This window comes from Azospirillum halopraeferens DSM 3675 (genome assembly GCF_000429625.1).
In the GTDB taxonomy this organism is placed as follows: domain Bacteria; phylum Pseudomonadota; class Alphaproteobacteria; order Azospirillales; family Azospirillaceae; genus Azospirillum; species Azospirillum halopraeferens.
The window spans coordinates 92,274-109,205 of sequence record NZ_AUCF01000004.1 but is presented as its reverse complement, the minus strand read 5'-3'; the positions used below and the strand labels follow the sequence as shown (position 1 = coordinate 109,205).

Genomic DNA, 16,932 nt, shown 5'->3' with positions numbered 1-16,932 from the left:
AAACGTCGGTGAAGGGAAGCGGCGTCAGAGGCGCGGCAGCGTCACGCCCTGCTGGCGCATGTACTTGCCGGCCTTGTCGGCGTAGGAGACCTCACAGGGGCTGTCGCCCTTGAGGAAGAGGAACTGGCACAGCCCCTCGTTGGCGTAGACCCTGGCGGGCAGCGGCGTGGTGTTGGAGATTTCCAGCGTGACGTGGCCTTCCCACTCCGGCTCCAGCGGCGTCACGTTGACGATCAGGCCGCAGCGGGCGTAGGTCGACTTGCCCAGGCAGATCACCAGCACGTCGCGGGGCACCCGGAAATACTCCACCGTGCGGGCCAGCGCGAAGCTGTTGGGGGGGATGATGCAGACGTCGGTCTTGCGATCGACGAAGCTGTTGCCGGAGAAGTTCTTGGGATCGACGATGGCGTTGTCGACATTGGTGAAGATCTTGAACTCGTCGGCGACCCGCGCGTCGTACCCGTAGGAGGACAGCCCGTAGGAGATCACGCCCTCGCGCTCCTGGCGGTCGACGAAGGGCTCGATCATGCCCCTGGTCTCGGCCATTTCGCGGATCCACGCGTCCGGCATGATGCCCATCGCCACCAACTCCCCAGATCGAAAGAACAGGTCCGAACCGGGTTTGTAGCCGAGCGCAACGGGTGGCTCAAGCACGGCGACTCCGCGCCCGCGAATTGACGCGGATGCGGGACAGGCTCATCTTGCGGGGATGACGTCCTGGCGCGCGACATGGAGGGCGGCGGCATGACCACAACGGATCCCGTTCTCGTCCGCCTGCGCACGGCGCTCGACGCGTTGTACGGCGAGCGGCTGGAGCGAGTCGTCCTGTTCGGTTCACGCGCCCGCGGTGACGCGCGGCCGGACTCCGACTACGACGTCGCGGTGTTCGTGCGGGGAATGGCGGACCGCTGGGCGGAGGTCGATCGACTGAGCGACATCACGACCGAGATCCTCTATGACACCGGGGCATTCATACACGCCATGCCCTTCCGCGCCGGCGCCCAACGGGACCGCACGCCGCTGATGCACGAAGTGCGACGGGAGGGGCGCGATCTGTGAAGGAGGAAGCTGCCGCGTTTCTCGGCAAGGCTCCGCGCTGCCTCGGCTTCGCCCGCCGAAACCTTAACGTCGGGCTGACGAACGACGCCGGGCGCAACGCCTATCTCGCAGCGTTCCACGCTGCTCAGGCCATTATCGTGGAACGCACCGGGAAAGTGGCAAAGACCCACAGCGGCGTTCACTCGGAATTCGCGCGGCTGACCGGAAGCGAACCGGCTGTCGGGCCGGAGATCCGTAAGTTCCTTGCACAAGCCTACGATTTGAAAGCGCTGGCTGACTACGAAACCGGGCCGGACTCCGACGTTCCACCGCAACGCGCCAGCGAAGCGATCACAAGGGCGGAGCAGTTCGTCGCGTGCATTGCCTCATTGCTCGACGACTGCGGCTCCACCTGACGTCTAGGGCTGAGGACCACCCTCACCGTCCCCCTCATCCTCCCCCTTCTCGCGCGCCCGCGCCTGCTCCTTGCGCTTCTTCAGGTTCTCGCGCAGGCGCGCGGCCAGACGGTCCTGCTTGTCGGCGGGCTTGGGTCCGGGGCGCGGGGTGGTCTCGCTGCTCATGCGGCGCTCGCGGTCAGGGAGGGGGCGGCGGGGGCGGTGTCCCAGCGGTCCTGCCATGCCTGGACCATCAGGACGCTCCACAGCAGGTACTGCCAGTTGCGCCGGCCCGACAGATGCTCGGCCCAGCGGGCGCGGATGGGGGCCGGGTCGAACAGGCCGTCGTCGCGCAGGCGGCGCTCGTCCAGCAGGGCTTCGGCCCAGTCGCGCAAGGGGCCGCGCAGCCATGAATCGATGGGCACGCCGAAGCCCATCTTGGGGCGCTCCACCAGGTCGCGCGGCACGTGCCGGTCGAGCACGCGGCGCAGCAGCCACTTGCCCCGGCCATCGCGGATCTTCTGGTGCATCGGCAGGCGCCAGGCGAACTCCACCACCCGGTGGTCGAGCAGGGGCACGCGCGCCTCCAGCGCCACCGCCATGCTGGCGCGGTCCACCTTGGCCAGGATGTCGTCGGGCAGATAGGTGGCGGTGTCCAGATACTGCATGCGCTCGACGAAGTCGGGGACGCGGGCGGCCACGCCGTCGTCCCACAGCAGGCCGCGCGGCTCGCGCGCGCCGATGACCAGGGCGTCCGGCGCCTCCCAATGGGTGATCAGCCCGCGGTAGAGGGCGTCCGGCCCGCCGGCCGCCAGCACGCCGGCCAGCTTGTGCAGCTTGTCGCCGGGCAGGCGCGGCCGCAGCCGGGCGGGCACCGGGGCGAACAGGGCGTCCCATCCCGCCGGCGGCAGCGCGCGGATCGCCGCCGCCCCCGCCGCCCGCAGGCCGGCCGGCAGCGGCCCCAGGCGCCGCCACAGGCCGGCGCCCCAGAAATAGCGGTTGTAGCCGGCGAACAGCTCGTCGCCGCCGTCGCCGGACAGGGCGACGGTGACCGAGCGCCGCGTCAGCTCCGACACCAGCAGCGTGGGGATCTGCGAGCTGTCGGCGAACGGCTCGTCGTACCAGTCGGCCAGCCGGGGAATGACGTCCAGGGCGTGGCGCGGCTCGACGCGCAATTCGGTGTGGTCGGTGCCGAGATGGTCGGCGACGGCGCGGGCGGCGGCGGCCTCGTCGAAGCCGGCTTCGGCGAAACCGATGGTGAAGGTGCGCACCGGCCGGTCGGACTGCGCCTGCATCAGCGCCACCACGGTGGAGGAATCGATGCCGCCGGACAGGAAGGCGCCCAGCGGCACGTCGGCCACCATCTGCCGCCCCACGGCGTCCATCAGCAGGGCTTCCAGACGCTCCGCCGCCTCCGCGTCGGACAGGTCGAGGCGCCCGGCGATGCCGTCGCGCACCGCGGCCGACAGGTCCCAGTAGGTCTCGCTCTCCGGCTCGGCGCCGGGGCGCACGGTGAGGATCGTGCCGGGCTCCAGCTTGCGCACACCCCGGTAGATGCTGTGGGGTGCGGGCACGTAGTTGTGGCGCATGTACGCGGCCAGCGCGTCGCGGTCGACGGCGGCGCGGAAGGCGGGGTGGGCGCGCAGGGCCTTGGACTGGGAGCCGAACAGCAGCGTCCCGCCGAAGCGCCCCCAGTAGAGCGGCTTCACCCCGATCTGGTCGCGCACCAGATAGAGGGTCTGTGCCGCGCGATCCCACAGGGCCAGCGCGAAGATGCCGACCAGCCGGCGCGCCGTCGCGGCGACGCCGCGGGCGGCCACCATCTCCACCAGCACCTCGGTGTCGGACTGGCCGCGGAAGACGTGGCCGGCCGCCTCCAGCTCCGCCCGCAGGTCGCGGTAATTGTAGATCTCGCCGTTGTAGGCGATGACCCAGCGCCCGTCGGCCGACGCCATGGGCTGGCGGCCCAGCGGCGACAGGTCGACGATGGCCAGCCGCCGGTGGCCCAGAGCCACACCGGCGGCGGCATCGACCCATTCCCCGTCTCCGTCGGGGCCGCGGTGGCGGATGGTGTCGTTCATCCGCCCCAGCGCGTCCTGCATGGCCGCGGGGTCACGGTCGCCGTCGCTCGTCAGGAAGCCGCAGAAACCGCACATGGCCGGGCCTGTCCGCCGTCGTGGATTGAGCCGGAGGGGAAGATCAGTGGTCGGAGCGGTGCAGGATGCTGTCGCGCAGGCCGGTGTCGTACCCCATGCCGGCCGCCGTCAGCCGCACCCCGCCGGACTGCGGCGATCCGGCGATGACGCCCTTGCGCTCCAGCGCCTTCCACACCGCGGGGTTGGACAGGCCGGTGGCGTCGGCCGACGACACCACCGCGTCGCCGAGGTGGAAATGGTTGCCATGGGCATGCGGCAGGCGGGTGACCAGGAACGCCCCCTCCTCCCCCTCGGCCGGACGGTTCTCCAGCCGCGCCACCTCTTGCAGCAGCGTCAGCGTCTTGAGCTGAAGGGCGTTGAGGCCGAGCGGGTTCTTCTTCGGTGCCATGACGTCGCTTCGATCGGTCGTTTCGGGAAGCCAGTAGATCGACAGCCCGCCGCGCAAGTCAAGCCGCGGCGCATGCGGTCCCGCCGCCGCCGGCCACTGCGGGCTGGCGTTGGCGGACCGCCCGGGGCATAAGACGCCCATCCGCACGCCGGCGCCGACGCCCCGCCGCCGGCGCCGTTCCCGCCGATGAGTTTCCGCCCGTGACCGAGCGCGCCCGGCCCAAGCTGCTCTACCTCGTCACCGAGGACTGGTATTTCTGGTCGCACCGCCTGCCCATGGCGCGGGCGGCCCGCGACGCCGGTTTCGACGTGGCGGTGGCGACCCGCGTCGACGCCCACGGCCCCCGGATCGAGGGCGAGGGATTCCGCCTGCTGCCGCTCCCCTGGCGCCGGCGCTCCGTGAACCCCGCGGGGGCGCTGGCCGACGTGGCGGCCATCGCGCGCCTCTACCGGCGCGAACGGCCCGACATCGTCCACCACGTGTCGCTGAAGCCCGTCGTTCTGGGCGGCCTGGCCGCCGCCGCCGCCGGCGTGCCCGCCGTGGTCAACGCCCTGACCGGCCTCGGCTCCGCCTTCGGGCGGGGCAGCGTGAAGGCGCGCCTGGCCGGTGCTGCGGCGCGGCCGCTGCTGGGCGCCGTGCTGCGGCGGCGCAACAGCGTCACCGTCCTCCAGAACGGCGACGACCGCGACCATCTCGTGGCCACCGGGCTGGCCGTGGCGGAGCGGTGCCGGGTGATTCGCGGCTCCGGCATCGACACCGTCCGCTACGCGGTGCTGCCCGAACCGCCGGAGCCGCCGGTGACCGTCGGCTTCGTCGGGCGGCTGCTGGCCGACAAGGGCGTGCGCCCGCTGGTGGAGGCGCAGCAACACCTGCGCGCCGAGGGGCTGGACGTGGCGCTGATCCTGGCCGGCACGCCCGACCCCGAGAACCCCACCGCGATCCGCCCCGACGAGGTGGAGCGCTGGCGCGCCCTGCCCGGCGTCGAGCTGGCCGGCCACGTGGAGGACGTGCGCACCGTCTGGGCGCGCAGCCACATCGCCGCCCTGCCGTCCCGCCGCGAGGGCCTGCCCAAGAGCCTGCTGGAGGCCGCCGCCTGCGGCCGCGCCATCGTCGCCACCGACGTGCCCGGCTGCCGCGAGGTGGCGCACGCGGGGGAGAACGCGCTGCTCGTCCCGCCCGACGACGCCGCGGCCCTGGCCGGCGCCATCGCCACCCTGGCCCGCGATCCCGACCTGCGCCGGCGCTTCGCCGCGGCCGGGCGGCGCCTGGTGGAATCCGACATGGCGGCGGAGCGGGTGGGGGCGCGGACGCTCGACCTCTACCGCAGCCTGCTGGCCGCCGCCCGCGGCGCCCCGGCCGGCGCGCCGGAGCCGACGGCGCCATGACCGCGCAGATCCTGCTGCCCTTCGTCACCCTGGCCGGGTCGCTGGCCCTGTCGTGGCTGCTGGTCGGCCGGGTGCTGGTGTGGCTGCGCCGGCGCGCCATCCTCGACCACCCCAACGACCGCTCCAGCCATTCCGTGCCGACGCCACGGGGCGGCGGCTGGGGCGTGGTGCTGACGGTGCTGCCGGTGTGGGCGGCGATCGCGCTCGCCCACGGGACGGCGGCGACGGTGCTGCCGCTGCTCGGCGCGGCGGCGGCGCTGGTCGCCGTGTCGTGGGCCGACGACCGCCGCGGCCTGGGGCCGGCGCCGCGGTTCCTGGTGCAGATGGCGGCGGTGGCGGCCGGCCTGGCGGTCCTGCCGCCCGACGGCCTCGTGCTGCAGGGGCTCGTGCCGTGGTGGCTGGACCGCGTGCTGGCCGGCTTCGCCTGGCTGTGGTTCGTCAACCTCTTCAACTTCATGGACGGCATCGACGGGCTGGCGGGGACGGAAGCGGCCACCGTCGGCATCGGCCTGGCGCTGGTCGCCACCCTCGCCGGGGCGGCCCCCGACCTGACGCTCCACGGCCTTGCCGTGGCCGGGGCGGCGCTGGGATTCCTTGCCTGGAACTGGCATCCCGCGCGCGTCTTCATGGGCGACGTCGGCAGCGTGCCCCTGGGGTACCTGCTGGGCTGGCTGCTGCTGGCCGCGGCGGCGGCGGGGGCGTGGGAGGCGGCGCTGCTGCTGCCGCTCTACTTCCTGGCCGACGCCACGATCACACTGCTGCGCCGCGCCGCCGCCGGCAAGAAGGTGTGGCAGGCTCACCGGGAGCATTTCTACCAGAAGGCCACGCAGCGCGGGCGCAGCCACGACCGGGTGGTGCTGGCGGTGCTGGCCGCCAACGCGGCGCTGATCGCCCTGGCCGTGGCGTCGCTGAGCGCCGGCTGGCCCGCCGTGCCCGCCGGCCTGCTGGTGGTCGCCGGCCTGCTGGCGCACCTGGCACGCCCGGCGGCGGCCTGAGCATGGGGGGAACGGCGCGATGAAGATCCTCGTCACCGGCGCCACCGGCTTCGTCGGCCGCACCCTGGTGCCGCTGCTGGCGGAGCGCGGGCACGAGGTGCGCGCCGCCGTGCGGCGGCCCGACGCCACCGTCCCCGGCGCCGCCACGGCGGCGGTGGGGGAGATCGGGCCGGACACCGATTGGGCGGCGGCCCTGCGCGGCGCCGAGGCGGTCGTCCACCTGGCGGCACGGGTGCACGTGATGCGCGACCGGGCGAAGGACCCGCTAGCGGCGTTCCGGCAGGTCAACACCGAGGGCACCCGCCGCCTGGCCGAGGCGGCCGCGGCCGCGGGGGTGCGGCGGTTCGTGCTGGTCAGCTCGATCAAGGCGGTGACCGACGAGAGCCGCCCGGCCCCGGTGGCCGAGCGGGACACGCCGCGCCCCGGTTCGCCCTACGGCATCTCCAAGCTGGAGGCGGAGCAGGCGCTGGCCGCCGTGGGCTCGCGCACGGGGATGGAGACGGTGGTGCTGCGCCCGCCCCTGGTCTACGGGCCGGGGGTCGGCGGCAACTTCCGCACCCTGATGGAGTTGATCCGCCGCCGCGTGCCGCTGCCGGTGGGCAAGGTGGAGAACCGCCGCAGCCTGCTGTTCGTGGAGAACCTGGCCGACGCGATCGCCCTGGCGCTGGTGCACCCGGACGCCGCCGGCCACGCCTTCCTGCTGCACGACAGCTTCCCCATGTCGACGCCCGACCTGGTGCGCGGGCTGGCGCGGGAGATGGGGGTGAAGCCGCGCCTGATCGCGGTGTCGCCCGACCTGCTGCGGCTGGGCGCCCGCCTGGCCGGCAAGCGCGCCGCCTATGACCGGGTGGCCGGCTCGCTGGTGGTCGAGGACCACCTGATCCACCGCACCCTGCTGTGGCGACCGCCGCGCAACACCGCCTACGGCTTGCGCGCCACCGCCGAATGGTTCAAATCTTGCCGCGGCTGAGCCCCGGCCGGTACCGCTTTTGCCAGGTTGTCCCATGATGCGCATCCCGTCCCCGCGGGCGTTCGTCGTCTACGCCCACGATCTGCTGATGACGGGCGTGGCCTTCGTCGTCGCGCTGTATTTGCGGGTCGGCGGCCTCGCCTTCACCGACTATGCCGAGGCGCTGGCCCTGGGGGCACCGCTGATGATGGTGGTGTCGGCGGTGGTGTTCCGCCTGTTCGGCCTGTACCGCGGCATCTGGCGCTACGCCTCCATGCCCGATCTGGTGCAGTTGCTGCGCGCGGTGTCGGCGGCGGTGCTGATCTTCGTGCTGGCCATGTTCCTGCTGACGCGCCTGCAGGACCTGCCGCGCTCGGTGCCGCTGATCCTGTGGTTCGTCCAGCTCGTCCTGCTGGGGGGCCCGCGCTTCGCCTATCGTCTGCTGAAGGACCGCCGCCTGGGGCTGAGCGACGAGATCGGCGGCGTGCCGCAGATCCCGGTTCTGCTGCTGGGGGTGGGCGACGCGGCGGAGCTGTTCATCCGCTCCCAGGGCGGCGGCGGGCACGCCCCCTACCGGGTGGTCGGCCTGATCGACGACAAGAACCGGCGCGTCGGCCAGTCCGTGCGCGGCGTGCCGGTGCTAGGCGGCTCCGACGACCTGGCGGACATCGTGGCCGCCCTCGACCGCCGCGGCTGCCGGCCGCAGCGCCTGATCCTGACCAAGGAACAGGGGGAGATCCGCGGGGCGCCGGTGCGCGACCTGCTGGACCGCGCCGGTTCCCTGGGCCTCACCCTGTCGCGCCTGCCCAGCCTGACCGAGTTCAAGTCGGCCCTGGACGAGGGCAAGGTGGAGGTGCGCCCGATCGCCCTGGAGGACCTGCTGGGGCGTCCGCAGGCGGTGCTGGACCGCGGCGCCATCGCCGGGCTGATCGCCGGCCGGCGGGTCATCGTCACCGGTGCCGGCGGCACCATCGGCAGCGAGCTGGTGCGCCAGATCGCCGCCCTGGAACCGGACACTCTGGTTCTGGTCGATTGCGGGGAGTTCAACCTCTACACCATCGACCAGGAGATCCGCGAGCAGCACCCCGGACTGGCCCTGCACACGGTGCTGGCCGACGTGCGCGACCGCGAGCGCATCGCCCGCCTGTTCCAGGAGCACCGGCCCGCGCTGGCCTTCCACGCCGCCGCGCTGAAGCATGTGCCGCTGGTCGAGGCGAACCCGGCGGAAGGGGCGCTGACCAACGTGGTGGGCACCCGCAACGTCGCCGACGCGGCGCGCGCCGCCGGTTGCCTGGCCATGGTCTTCGTGTCCACCGACAAGGCGATCCGCCCCACCTCCGCCATGGGCGCCACCAAGCGCTTTGCCGAGAGCTATTGCCAGGCGCTGGACGTGCTGCCGCCGCCCGACCCGTCGCAGACGCCGACCCGCTTCATGACCGTGCGCTTCGGCAACGTGCTGGGCTCATCCGGTTCGGTGGTGCCGCTGTTCCGGCGTCAGCTCGCCCGTGGCGGGCCGCTGACCGTGACGCACCCGGAGATGCGGCGTTATTTCATGACCGTGCGCGAGGCGGTGGAACTGGTGCTCCAGGCATCCGCCCACGGCGTCACCCACCCCGACGGGCGTGGCAAGGTGCTGGTGCTGGACATGGGCGAACCGGTGAAGATCGTCGATCTGGCGCGCCAGATGATCCGCCTGGCCGGCCTGCGCCCCGACCAGGACATCGCCATTGCGTTCACCGGCCTGCGCCCCGGCGAAAAGCTGTTCGAGGAGATCCTGTCCGCCGCCGAGGCACCGACCCGCACCGAGGCGGACGGCGTGTTCCTGGCGTCGCCGCGGGTCATCGACTACGCCCTGGTCAACCGCGCGCTGGGCGAGCTGGAATCCGCCGCCCGCGCCGGCGACACCCGGCGTGTCCTGACCATCCTGGCGAACATCGTGCCCGATTACGGGGCCGAAGCGGGCAATGCGCGGGCCGATGCCCAGGCATGACGCACGCCTGCATTTTTTCCGTCCATGGGGCTTGCACCGGCCGGAACCCTGTGGCATATACCCGCCCACCCCACGACGGGGCTGCCGTAGCTCAGTGGTAGAGCACTCCCTTGGTAAGGGAGAGGTCGAGAGTTCAATCCTCTCCGGCAGCACCATCAAAAACAGTGGGTTTGCGGCTGAGGCCGGCAACGCGACTTCCCGAGTTTCGACCGTTATCCGACCGATACGCCGGTTATCCACGGGATTTCCGGCCGTTTTCGCATGTGCGTGCTTCAACGTCCGTTGGCGCTATCCAGGAGCGGCCCCGACTTGACGCGCCCTTCCCTCCCCGTCCCGAAGCGGCGGGCTGGCGGCGGGCCGGGCAGTGAGTTGGGTTGCTCAGGGCGGAAGCTGTCACGCCGCCCACGCCTCCCATGCCTGGACGCGCTGCCGGAGCAGATCGACGTAGCCGACCAGCGCATCGCGTCCGGCCGGTGCGACGCACGCGACGACGCCCTCGGTGTTGGGCGGCACGAAGACGGCATCCGGGTCAGCAATCGGCACCAACAGCTCCGCCGGCGGTTGAACGCGCACCGGGACCGGCACCTTGACTTCGACGGGCCCGGCACCGGCGCAGCCGGCCAGCAGGGCGCACAGGATCAGCGCGCGTACCATCGGTTCAGCTCCTCGACGGATTGCAAGTCGAGCTTGGCCCGCGGCTTCAGCGCGGCGACGACGCGCGCATCAGCCTGCACCGGCATGGGGCAGGATTTCGGTAAGCGTTGCCATTGTCTGGCTCTCCTGTAGCGAGGATTACTTCTTGAGCTTGGCGACGGCCGCGCTCCACCCAGGGGCGACGGGCACCGTCGGCTGGCGGGTGGTGTCTGTGACGATGGCCTCGTCCCGAGCCGCGGCGGCGCCAGTGGCCATGTTGCGGGCGACCTGCATGTCGCCCTGGCAGCCACGAACTGCACGAGGCTGCTCTTCATGTTCGGAGCGCGCAGGGTATCGCAGGCCGGCGGTCAGCATGGCGAAGCCGGCATTGGCGCAGGCCTCGACCACCGCAACGGCGTCGGCCGGAGTGTCCGCCTCGGGGGCGGGCGCCGGCTAAGCGCGGGCTCCCCACACGCGCGATTTCGCAAGCGCCACGATCCGCTCGGGCGCTTGGGCGTAGGCCCGGAACCGGGAAAAGGCGAGCGGCTCAGCGGCATCGGCACCGTCGGGCTCGGCATCGTCCGCAACCCCCTGGGCGACGGCTTCGGCCGGACCGAGCCACGTCTCGGTGCGCATCATTTCGCGCACCTCCTCGGGGCTCTTGCCGCAGCGGTCGGAGTAGACCTGGGCGTAGACGTTGCCCATGACGTCGAGGGCGCCGGCGACCCGGCGGTGTTCCTCGGACGTTCCCCAGGCCCGGGCAGACGGATCGTGGATCATCAGCAGGGCGCCGGGGCGCATGGTGATGGTGTCCCCGGCCATGATGAAGAGGCTGGCGGCACTGGCGGCCCATCCCTCGACCACCATGTGCACCTTACCCTTGTGCGCCACGAAGGCGGAATGAAGCGCCGCCCCTTCGGTCGCAATGCCCCCGCCGCTGTTCACGCGCACGGTCACGTCGGTGTTGCGCCCGACCTGCGCCAGCGCGTTGATCAAGTCGGACTGCGAGAACACCTCGCCGTCCCACCAGGGGTCGCCCCCGACCGTCCCGGTCAGCAGGATTTCGGTGCCGTTGACGATCACAGCCATGTGTCGTTTCCTTGAAATTGGAGAGGCAAGGGCCTATCCTAAGTGGGCCTGTTGAGGACGGAAGGCCCGCCCGTCACGCCTCCTTCGGGAGGTACGATTAAGGAGCTTCGGTTCCCCAAGGGATCCGTAATGGGGCACGGCTCAGGCGCAAAAAGGCTCGCTTCGGCGGGCCTTTTTGCTGTCACACCTTCTTCAGATGACCGCCCGCGAGCAGGGTATCGAGGCGGGACTGGTTGATGGCGAACCCGGACACCACGAGGTAATTGCCCTTCCGATCGGGCGTGACGGCAACAGGCACCTGGATGGCGACGTCGTTCCCAGGCAGGCCCTTGACCCTCAGGACGAAATCCACCTTGTCGGGGTGGCGCGGGTGGTGCCCGACGTAGTGGGGCCGGCTGTGGCACTTCTTCAGGTTACCCTTGAGCAGGACGTATTCCTTCCGGTGCTTAGTCGCCAATTTATCATGGTCGGGCTTGGGCACGACCGCGTTGCCCGCCCGGAGCTTGATCCCGAGCAGATCGGCGAGCACCCCGACGTTCAGCGGGCCCACCTTGAAACCGCCGGTGATCCAGCGCCCATCGGGCCCACGCCGCTGCGCGGGATCGTAGGCCATCCACCGGTCAAAAGGGTCGGAGGCAGCCTCCACCTGCAGCGGCAACTCCTGACCGACATGGTCCTGCTTGGCAGGCCCAATCTTCAGAGCGCGCTCGCGCTCGGCGTCGGCCGCACGTTGCGCGTCGATCATCTCAACGTCGTCGCCGCGGTGGGCGACGGTGTTGCCTGCCTCAGATCTGACATTTTACCGCGAACCGTTCGTGCGGCCCGATCCCCCGCGGCCACGGGCGCCGGTGCGCATCGTCGGCGGTCCGGCCATGCTGCGCACGTTGGCGCCGATCGGCGCCGCCCGCGGCATGCAGCTCGGCCTGGTACATGTGTTCGTGCACACCCCGAAGGGGTAGGGTCTCTACATCGCGGCGGCGTTCGCGGAGGGGGCGGGCTTGTCGACCGGGTCGTGGCGCCGATCGTTGGCGCGGTTGGCACGATCCTGCTGAGCGGAGTGTGGCCCCCTGGTTTCCGAGACAATAAGTGTATCGCAAAAAACCGATTCGAAAAGTATAGTCGACGCGACCCGGCCTCCGCCATGCTATAATGGCAAGCATACATCGGAGGAAACCATGCATCTGTCCGACGTCCGCGACGCCGACCTGATTCAGGAAGGTCATGACAGGAGGCGTCTCGGTTCCTGCTTCTTCGGGATGGGGCGGACGAGGTGTTCTATACCGTTCTCGCTGACGGCACCCTGAGGGAGCGGGGCCGGTCCCGGATGAGCGACGAACTACGGCGCCTTTTTGCCGCCAGGGAAGCGGCCGCCGACTTGTGATGCGCGTGCCGCACCACGGCGTGGTGCGTGTCCTGTCCCAGCTTGGTTCGGTTGCCCGAGCGCAGAGCAACGCTCATCCGGCTCAGCGGCCCCTGAAGATCGTCCGGCACCTTCGGGTGCCACTGTTCGATCTTGGCCGGGCCGTACGGTATCCTGCGGGTTGTCCGATCCCCTCCCTCACACGAGGTCGATGTCGCCGACGGCGGGAAGATACAGCGCACCCACCGCCGGGCCATCTGCGCGCATGCTGTTGCCTGCCACGGCGAGCCGATCGGAACCATAGAGACGGGGCTCAACTCCGCCGCTGGCCGTACCGGCATCCCGGATTGCACCCCTCATGCGCTGCGGCATACGGCTGCGATGCGGATGGCCGGCAAAGGGGTCCCGCTGTGCCGGATCAGCGGCATCCTCGGGCATCCGGAGTCGCGGATAACCGAACTCTACGCCCACCACCACCCGGACCATCGCCCCCTGGTAAGGGAGAGATCGAGAGTTCAATCCTCTCCGGCAACACCATCCTTCCTCGCGGGCTTCGCCGGATCTTCTTCCGGCACCTTCCCCTGATCCATCATTCACGCAAGCGTCATCGCCGGGACCACTTCGGGCGTTTCTTTGTCGTGACCATGCGCCATCTGGTGCCGGTGTGTGTCGCAAATGCCGCGCCGGGAGTCCGATGAACCGGCGGGGCCCCGGACCGCACCCGATAAAACGATTAATGGTTGCGGATCGCCTTCCGAATCCTTATACCTCCCGTTGCCGACGATAAATGATTCGCATGCAGCGAATACACCTTGATGGCCACCCCGGACCTGCGCCGGGGTGGCCGTTTTCCATTCCGGAACCCTGTGGATCCGGGGGCGACCAAGCGGGGTTGCCGCCTCGCGGCGGGAGTGGCACAACGGATATCGTTCGTACACCCAACAGGAATGCGCCCATGACCGGGGACACCGCAGGACACGTCGGCATCGTCGCCTGTTCCGCCGAAGGGGCGGCGTTGTGCTATCGCACGGTGTGTGCGGAAGGCGCGGCGCTGCTGGGCCCCCACGCGCATCCCGAGGTATCGCTGCACTCCCTGCCCCTGTCGGCGTACGTGGCGTGCCTGGACCGCGGCGACTGGCAGGGGGTGGCCGACCTGATGCTGGTCTCGGCGGACAAGCTGGCCGGTGCCGGGGCGGACTTCCTGATCTGCCCGGACAACACCATCCACCGGGCCCTGCCGCTCGTCCTGCACCGCTCCCCCCTGCCCTGGCTCCACATCGCGGAGGTCGTCGCGGCCGAGGCGGCGGCGCGCGGGTTCCGCCGGCTCGGCATCACCGGGACGCGCTGGCTGGTCGACGGCCCCGTCTACCCCGACGCGCTGGCGGCGTGCGGGCTGGAGTGCGTGCGTCCGGCCGAACACGAACGCGACGCCATCAACCGCATCATCATGGACGAACTGGTCTATGGCGTGTTCATGCCCGCAGCCGTCGCCCGCTTCCGGGAGATCATCGGCCGGATGAAGGAGGCGGGCTGCGACGCCGTCGTGCTGGGCTGCACCGAGATCCCGCTGATCATCGACGACTCCAACTCCCCCCTGCCGACGCTCGATTCCACCCGCCTGCTGGCGCGGGCGGCGCTGCGCCGGGCCGTGCCGCGCTGAAACGGCCGCGCCCCTGTTGAGTGGCGGTAGCACCCCGCAGCCGCTCATGAAAGGGCACAGGCCATGTCGATCCGCATCCACGTCGCCGCGCTGGCACTGTTTCTCCTGTCCGCCTGTGCCGCCAACCACACCGCCACGCGACCGGACGCCGCCCCCTATCAGCCGGGGGTGCAGTCCCCGTCCCTCGACGTGCCGGTGTTCGATGCGATCGGCCTGTTCTGATACGGCCGGAAAAAGGATCCGTTCCATTGGTTTCCGGCCGTGAAACCCGACAGATCAATGCTCTGCATTGATTGATAGGGGCAGACCGACGGCATCATTCTGATGCCGTCGGTTTGACGCAGCGTTTCACCGCCACACTCCTTGCTGAACGGCCCCCGGTTGCAGGATCGCGCAACCGCAGCCGACGCCCACCGCACGCGACCGCCGGCGACGGCTGCGCCCGCGGAGAAACCCCATTGACAGACCCCTGCTGATCCCGCATTTTGAAAGCCATTCAAAATGAGGCCGGATGGCAAATCCAGGCCATGAACAGGGACTGCACTCGATGCAATACCAATGGCAATTTGCCATAGTACTAGAGTATTGGCCGATCTTTGCGCGCGGGGCTGTGACCACGCTTCAGATTACGTTATTGTCGTCTATAATTGGTTTATTCATTGGTTTGTTGGTCGGCGTCAGCCGTGAATCCGCCGGTACTGCCGTCCGCGTCGTAACATCTATATATGTGGAACTGATCCGGGCAACGCCGGCGCTGGTCCAGATCGTCTGGCTCTACTACTGTTTTCCGATCATCTTCGGGGTCCAACTCAGCGCCATGACCTCCATCATCGTCGCGCTGGGCATCCATTCCGGGGCCTACATCTCGGAGATCGTCCGGGCGGGCATCAACGCCGTGGACACGGGCCAGTTCCTTGCCGCCAAGTCCATCGGCATGAACCACTTTACGGCGCTTCGCCGGATCATCCTGCCCCAGGCCGGCCAGAAGATGATCCCGCCCCTGATCAACGAATTCGCCAACTTGATGAAGCTGACGACGCTCGGATCGACGATTGCCGTCTACGAGCTTCTGCAGGAATCGAACAATCTGATCGCGACAACGTACAGACCTTTGGAAATCTACACGTTCCTCGCGATCTTCTTCTTCATCATCACCTACCCCTGGATCTGGTTGTCGCAGCGCCTGGAACGGCGCCTGAAGATGCGCGCCTGACCGATCCCGCGCCCTCCACCGCCGGAGTTCCATTCATGCTGCGCATCACCAACCTCGGGAAGAGCTACGGCAGCGCCCGTGTCCTGAGCGGCATCGACCTCGACGTGCAGCCGCACGACGTCCTGGCCATCATCGGGCCGAGCGGCTCGGGCAAGAGCACGCTCCTCAAATGCATCAACTTCCTGGAACGGTACGACGAGGGCGAGGTCCGCTTCGGCGGGCAACTCGTCGGCTATGTCGAGGCCGGCGGCCGGCGGCGGCCGGCCACCGAGCGGGAGACCAACCGCATCCGCGCCGAGATCGGCATGGTGTTCCAGAACTTCAACCTGTTTCCCCACATGACGACGTTGCAGAACGTCATCGAGGGGCCGATCCGGGTCCGGGGCGTCGCCCGCGACGAGGCCGTGCGCGACGCCGAACGCCTTCTCGCCAAGGTCGGGCTCGCCGACAAGCGCGACGTCCGGCCGACCAAGCTGTCGGGCGGCCAGCAGCAGCGCGCCGCCATCGCCCGCGCGCTGGCCATGCGGCCCCGGCTGATGCTGTTCGACGAACCCACCTCGGCGCTCGACCCGGAGCTGGTCGGCGAAGTGCTCACCACCATGCGCGAGCTGGCGGCCGAGGGCATGACCATGGTGATCGTCACCCACGAAATGAGCTTCGCGCGCGACGTCGCGAGCCGGGTCGTCTTCATGGAAGGCGGCCGGATTGTCGAAGAGGGGCCACCCGGCAAGATTTTCACCAACCCGGACAACGCGAGGACCCGAGAGTTCCTCGCCCGTGTCCTGCATTGATGAGGCTGACCATGTCCGTTATGCGCACGCTTCTCTTCACGTTGCTGGTTGGTACCCTGGTGGCGTTTACGGGATTGGCCCGGGCCGCCGGCGAGGTGGAGGCGATTCTCCGCCAGGGCGAGCTGAAGATCGGCTACATCCCGTCGCCGCCCGGCACCGCCAAGGACCCCAAGACCGGCGAGCTGACCGGGTTCTACGTGGATGCGGCGCGGAGCATCGCCGAGCAGATGGGGGTTCGCCCGGTCTTCGTGGAGACGACCTGGGCGAACTTCGTCGCCGGACTCCAGGCCGGCCAGTTCGACATGTCCATCGGCGCGACCTTCGCCACCGTCAAGCGCGCCACCGTCGTCGACTTCACCCGGCCGATCTTCTATCTCGGCAGCGTCGCCGTGGTGAAGAGTGACGAGGAGCGCTTCGCCTCGCTGGCCGACATGAACAAGCCGGACGTCCGCATCGCCGTGGTCCAGGGCACCGCCGCCGAAGACTTCGTGCGCCGCACCATTCCCAACGCCCGGATGACCTCGCTGGCCGGCGGCAACCTGACCGCGGGCTTCATGGAGGTGGCGGCCGGCCGCGCCGATGCCAGCTTTGAAGACCTCTTCACCGCCACCCGCTTCACCGAGCAGCAGCCGGGCGTGAAGATGCTGTTCACCGACCGTCCGGTGAACTTCCTGCCGATCGCCTGGACCGTGCGCAAGGGCAACAGCGAACTGCAATCGGTCCTCAACGTCGCGCTCGACAATCTGCTGACGTCCGGCCAGTGGGACATGATCGCCGCGAAGTACATCACGGGCGGCCGCTACGTGAACGAGCCCAACCTGCGGGAATTCCCCAAGCAGGCCCCCTGATCGGGCCGGGAGGGCCGCCGGCCCGCCCGTTACCCCGGGCCG

20 protein-coding genes and 1 tRNA gene are annotated in these 16,932 nt (G+C 69.9%); 13 read left to right on the top strand and 8 right to left on the bottom strand.

Annotated features, from left to right (window positions below; genetic code table 11):
* Nucleotides 1-24: 24 nt before the first annotated feature.
* A complete protein-coding gene (dcd, locus tag G472_RS0104220; RefSeq protein ID WP_029007372.1) occupies nt 25-579 on the bottom strand; it encodes a dCTP deaminase in 555 nt (184 codons plus the stop codon).
* A 165-nt stretch (nt 580-744) separates the two neighbouring features.
* Between dcd and G472_RS0104215 the strand changes: the two genes are divergently transcribed.
* Together G472_RS0104215 and G472_RS0104210 are read left to right on the top strand one after the other, a co-directional pair.
* On the top strand, nt 745-1,059 hold the full coding sequence (locus tag G472_RS0104215) for a nucleotidyltransferase domain-containing protein (RefSeq protein WP_029007371.1): 315 nt from the start codon (nt 745-747) through the stop codon (nt 1,057-1,059).
* Nucleotides 1,056-1,454: a HEPN domain-containing protein gene (locus tag G472_RS0104210; RefSeq protein ID WP_029007370.1), complete on the top strand. Its 399-nt coding sequence runs from the start codon at nt 1,056-1,058 to the stop codon at nt 1,452-1,454. Before G472_RS0104215 ends, G472_RS0104210 begins: the two co-directional genes overlap by 4 nt.
* Before the next feature lie 3 nt (nt 1,455-1,457).
* Here the strand turns inward: G472_RS0104210 and G472_RS38665 are convergent, their stop codons facing one another.
* Genes G472_RS38665 through G472_RS0104195 form a run of 3 tightly spaced genes read right to left on the bottom strand, consistent with a single transcriptional unit; the run spans nt 1,458 to nt 3,977 of the window.
* Nucleotides 1,458-1,619 (bottom strand): hypothetical protein, encoded by a 162-nt coding sequence (locus G472_RS38665; RefSeq protein ID WP_156926987.1) that lies wholly within the window; start codon nt 1,617-1,619, stop codon nt 1,458-1,460.
* Nucleotides 1,616-3,589 carry an asparagine synthase (glutamine-hydrolyzing) gene (gene asnB / locus G472_RS0104200; RefSeq protein ID WP_029007369.1) on the bottom strand — a complete coding sequence of 658 codons (1,974 nt, stop codon included), beginning with the start codon at nt 3,587-3,589 and terminating at the stop codon, nt 1,616-1,618. The genes G472_RS38665 and asnB overlap by 4 nt, the downstream gene beginning before the upstream one ends.
* A gap of 43 nt (nt 3,590-3,632) precedes the next feature.
* Nucleotides 3,633-3,977: a hypothetical protein gene (locus G472_RS0104195; protein ID WP_029007368.1), complete on the bottom strand. Its 345-nt coding sequence runs from the start codon at nt 3,975-3,977 to the stop codon at nt 3,633-3,635.
* 200 nt (nt 3,978-4,177) lie between these two features.
* On the opposite strand from G472_RS0104195, the gene G472_RS0104190 reads away from it, so the two are divergent.
* The 5 genes from G472_RS0104190 to G472_RS0104170 all read left to right on the top strand — a co-directional run bounded on the left by G472_RS0104190 (nt 4,178) and on the right by G472_RS0104170 (nt 9,451).
* A complete protein-coding gene (locus tag G472_RS0104190; protein ID WP_051340391.1) occupies nt 4,178-5,362 on the top strand; it encodes a glycosyltransferase family 4 protein in 1,185 nt (394 codons plus the stop codon).
* Complete coding sequence (locus G472_RS0104185; protein WP_084536435.1) at nt 5,359-6,357, top strand: MraY family glycosyltransferase; 999 nt, start codon at nt 5,359-5,361, stop codon at nt 6,355-6,357. The genes G472_RS0104190 and G472_RS0104185 overlap by 4 nt, the downstream gene beginning before the upstream one ends.
* Before the next feature lie 19 nt (nt 6,358-6,376).
* Nucleotides 6,377-7,327 (top strand): NAD-dependent epimerase/dehydratase family protein, encoded by a 951-nt coding sequence (locus tag G472_RS0104180; protein ID WP_029007365.1) that lies wholly within the window; start codon nt 6,377-6,379, stop codon nt 7,325-7,327.
* A 37-nt stretch (nt 7,328-7,364) separates the two neighbouring features.
* Nucleotides 7,365-9,296, top strand: a complete 1,932-nt coding sequence (locus G472_RS0104175) for a polysaccharide biosynthesis protein (RefSeq protein WP_029007364.1) — start codon at nt 7,365-7,367, stop codon at nt 9,294-9,296.
* Between the two features lie 80 nt (nt 9,297-9,376).
* Nucleotides 9,377-9,451 (top strand) — tRNA-Thr (locus G472_RS0104170).
* A gap of 238 nt (nt 9,452-9,689) precedes the next feature.
* On the opposite strand, the gene G472_RS0104165 is transcribed toward G472_RS0104170, so the two are convergent.
* The 4 genes from G472_RS0104165 to G472_RS0104145 all read right to left on the bottom strand — a co-directional run bounded on the left by G472_RS0104165 (nt 9,690) and on the right by G472_RS0104145 (nt 11,763).
* Entirely contained in the window at nt 9,690-9,950 is a 261-nt protein-coding gene (locus tag G472_RS0104165; RefSeq protein WP_029007363.1) for a hypothetical protein, read from the bottom strand.
* A gap of 138 nt (nt 9,951-10,088) precedes the next feature.
* On the bottom strand, nt 10,089-10,337 hold the full coding sequence (locus G472_RS0104155; RefSeq protein WP_029007362.1) for a hypothetical protein: 249 nt from the start codon (nt 10,335-10,337) through the stop codon (nt 10,089-10,091).
* Between the two features lie 45 nt (nt 10,338-10,382).
* The gene (locus G472_RS31180) at nt 10,383-11,018 is read right to left on the bottom strand and encodes a head maturation protease, ClpP-related (RefSeq protein WP_051340390.1); all 636 of its coding nucleotides are present in this window, start codon (nt 11,016-11,018) and stop codon (nt 10,383-10,385) included.
* Between the two features lie 181 nt (nt 11,019-11,199).
* Entirely contained in the window at nt 11,200-11,763 is a 564-nt protein-coding gene (locus tag G472_RS0104145; protein ID WP_029007361.1) for a hypothetical protein, read from the bottom strand.
* 768 nt (nt 11,764-12,531) lie between these two features.
* On the opposite strand from G472_RS0104145, the gene G472_RS40780 reads away from it, so the two are divergent.
* The 6 genes from G472_RS40780 to G472_RS0104110 all read left to right on the top strand — a co-directional run bounded on the left by G472_RS40780 (nt 12,532) and on the right by G472_RS0104110 (nt 16,890).
* Nucleotides 12,532-12,963, top strand: coding sequence for a tyrosine-type recombinase/integrase (locus tag G472_RS40780; protein WP_169732773.1), 432 nt, complete (start codon nt 12,532-12,534; stop codon nt 12,961-12,963).
* 370 nt (nt 12,964-13,333) lie between these two features.
* Entirely contained in the window at nt 13,334-14,038 is a 705-nt protein-coding gene (locus tag G472_RS0104130; RefSeq protein WP_029007360.1) for an aspartate/glutamate racemase family protein, read from the top strand.
* Nucleotides 14,039-14,101: 63 nt separating this feature from the next.
* Nucleotides 14,102-14,260 carry a hypothetical protein gene (locus G472_RS38660; RefSeq protein WP_156926986.1) on the top strand — a complete coding sequence of 53 codons (159 nt, stop codon included), beginning with the start codon at nt 14,102-14,104 and terminating at the stop codon, nt 14,258-14,260.
* 289 nt (nt 14,261-14,549) lie between these two features.
* The gene (locus tag G472_RS0104120) at nt 14,550-15,251 is read left to right on the top strand and encodes an amino acid ABC transporter permease (protein ID WP_084536433.1); all 702 of its coding nucleotides are present in this window, start codon (nt 14,550-14,552) and stop codon (nt 15,249-15,251) included.
* Nucleotides 15,252-15,286: 35 nt separating this feature from the next.
* Nucleotides 15,287-16,042, top strand: a complete 756-nt coding sequence (locus G472_RS0104115; RefSeq protein ID WP_029007358.1) for an amino acid ABC transporter ATP-binding protein — start codon at nt 15,287-15,289, stop codon at nt 16,040-16,042.
* Nucleotides 16,043-16,053: 11 nt separating this feature from the next.
* A complete protein-coding gene (locus tag G472_RS0104110) occupies nt 16,054-16,890 on the top strand; it encodes a substrate-binding periplasmic protein (protein WP_029007357.1) in 837 nt (278 codons plus the stop codon).
* The last annotated feature ends 42 nt before the right edge of the window (nt 16,891-16,932 follow it).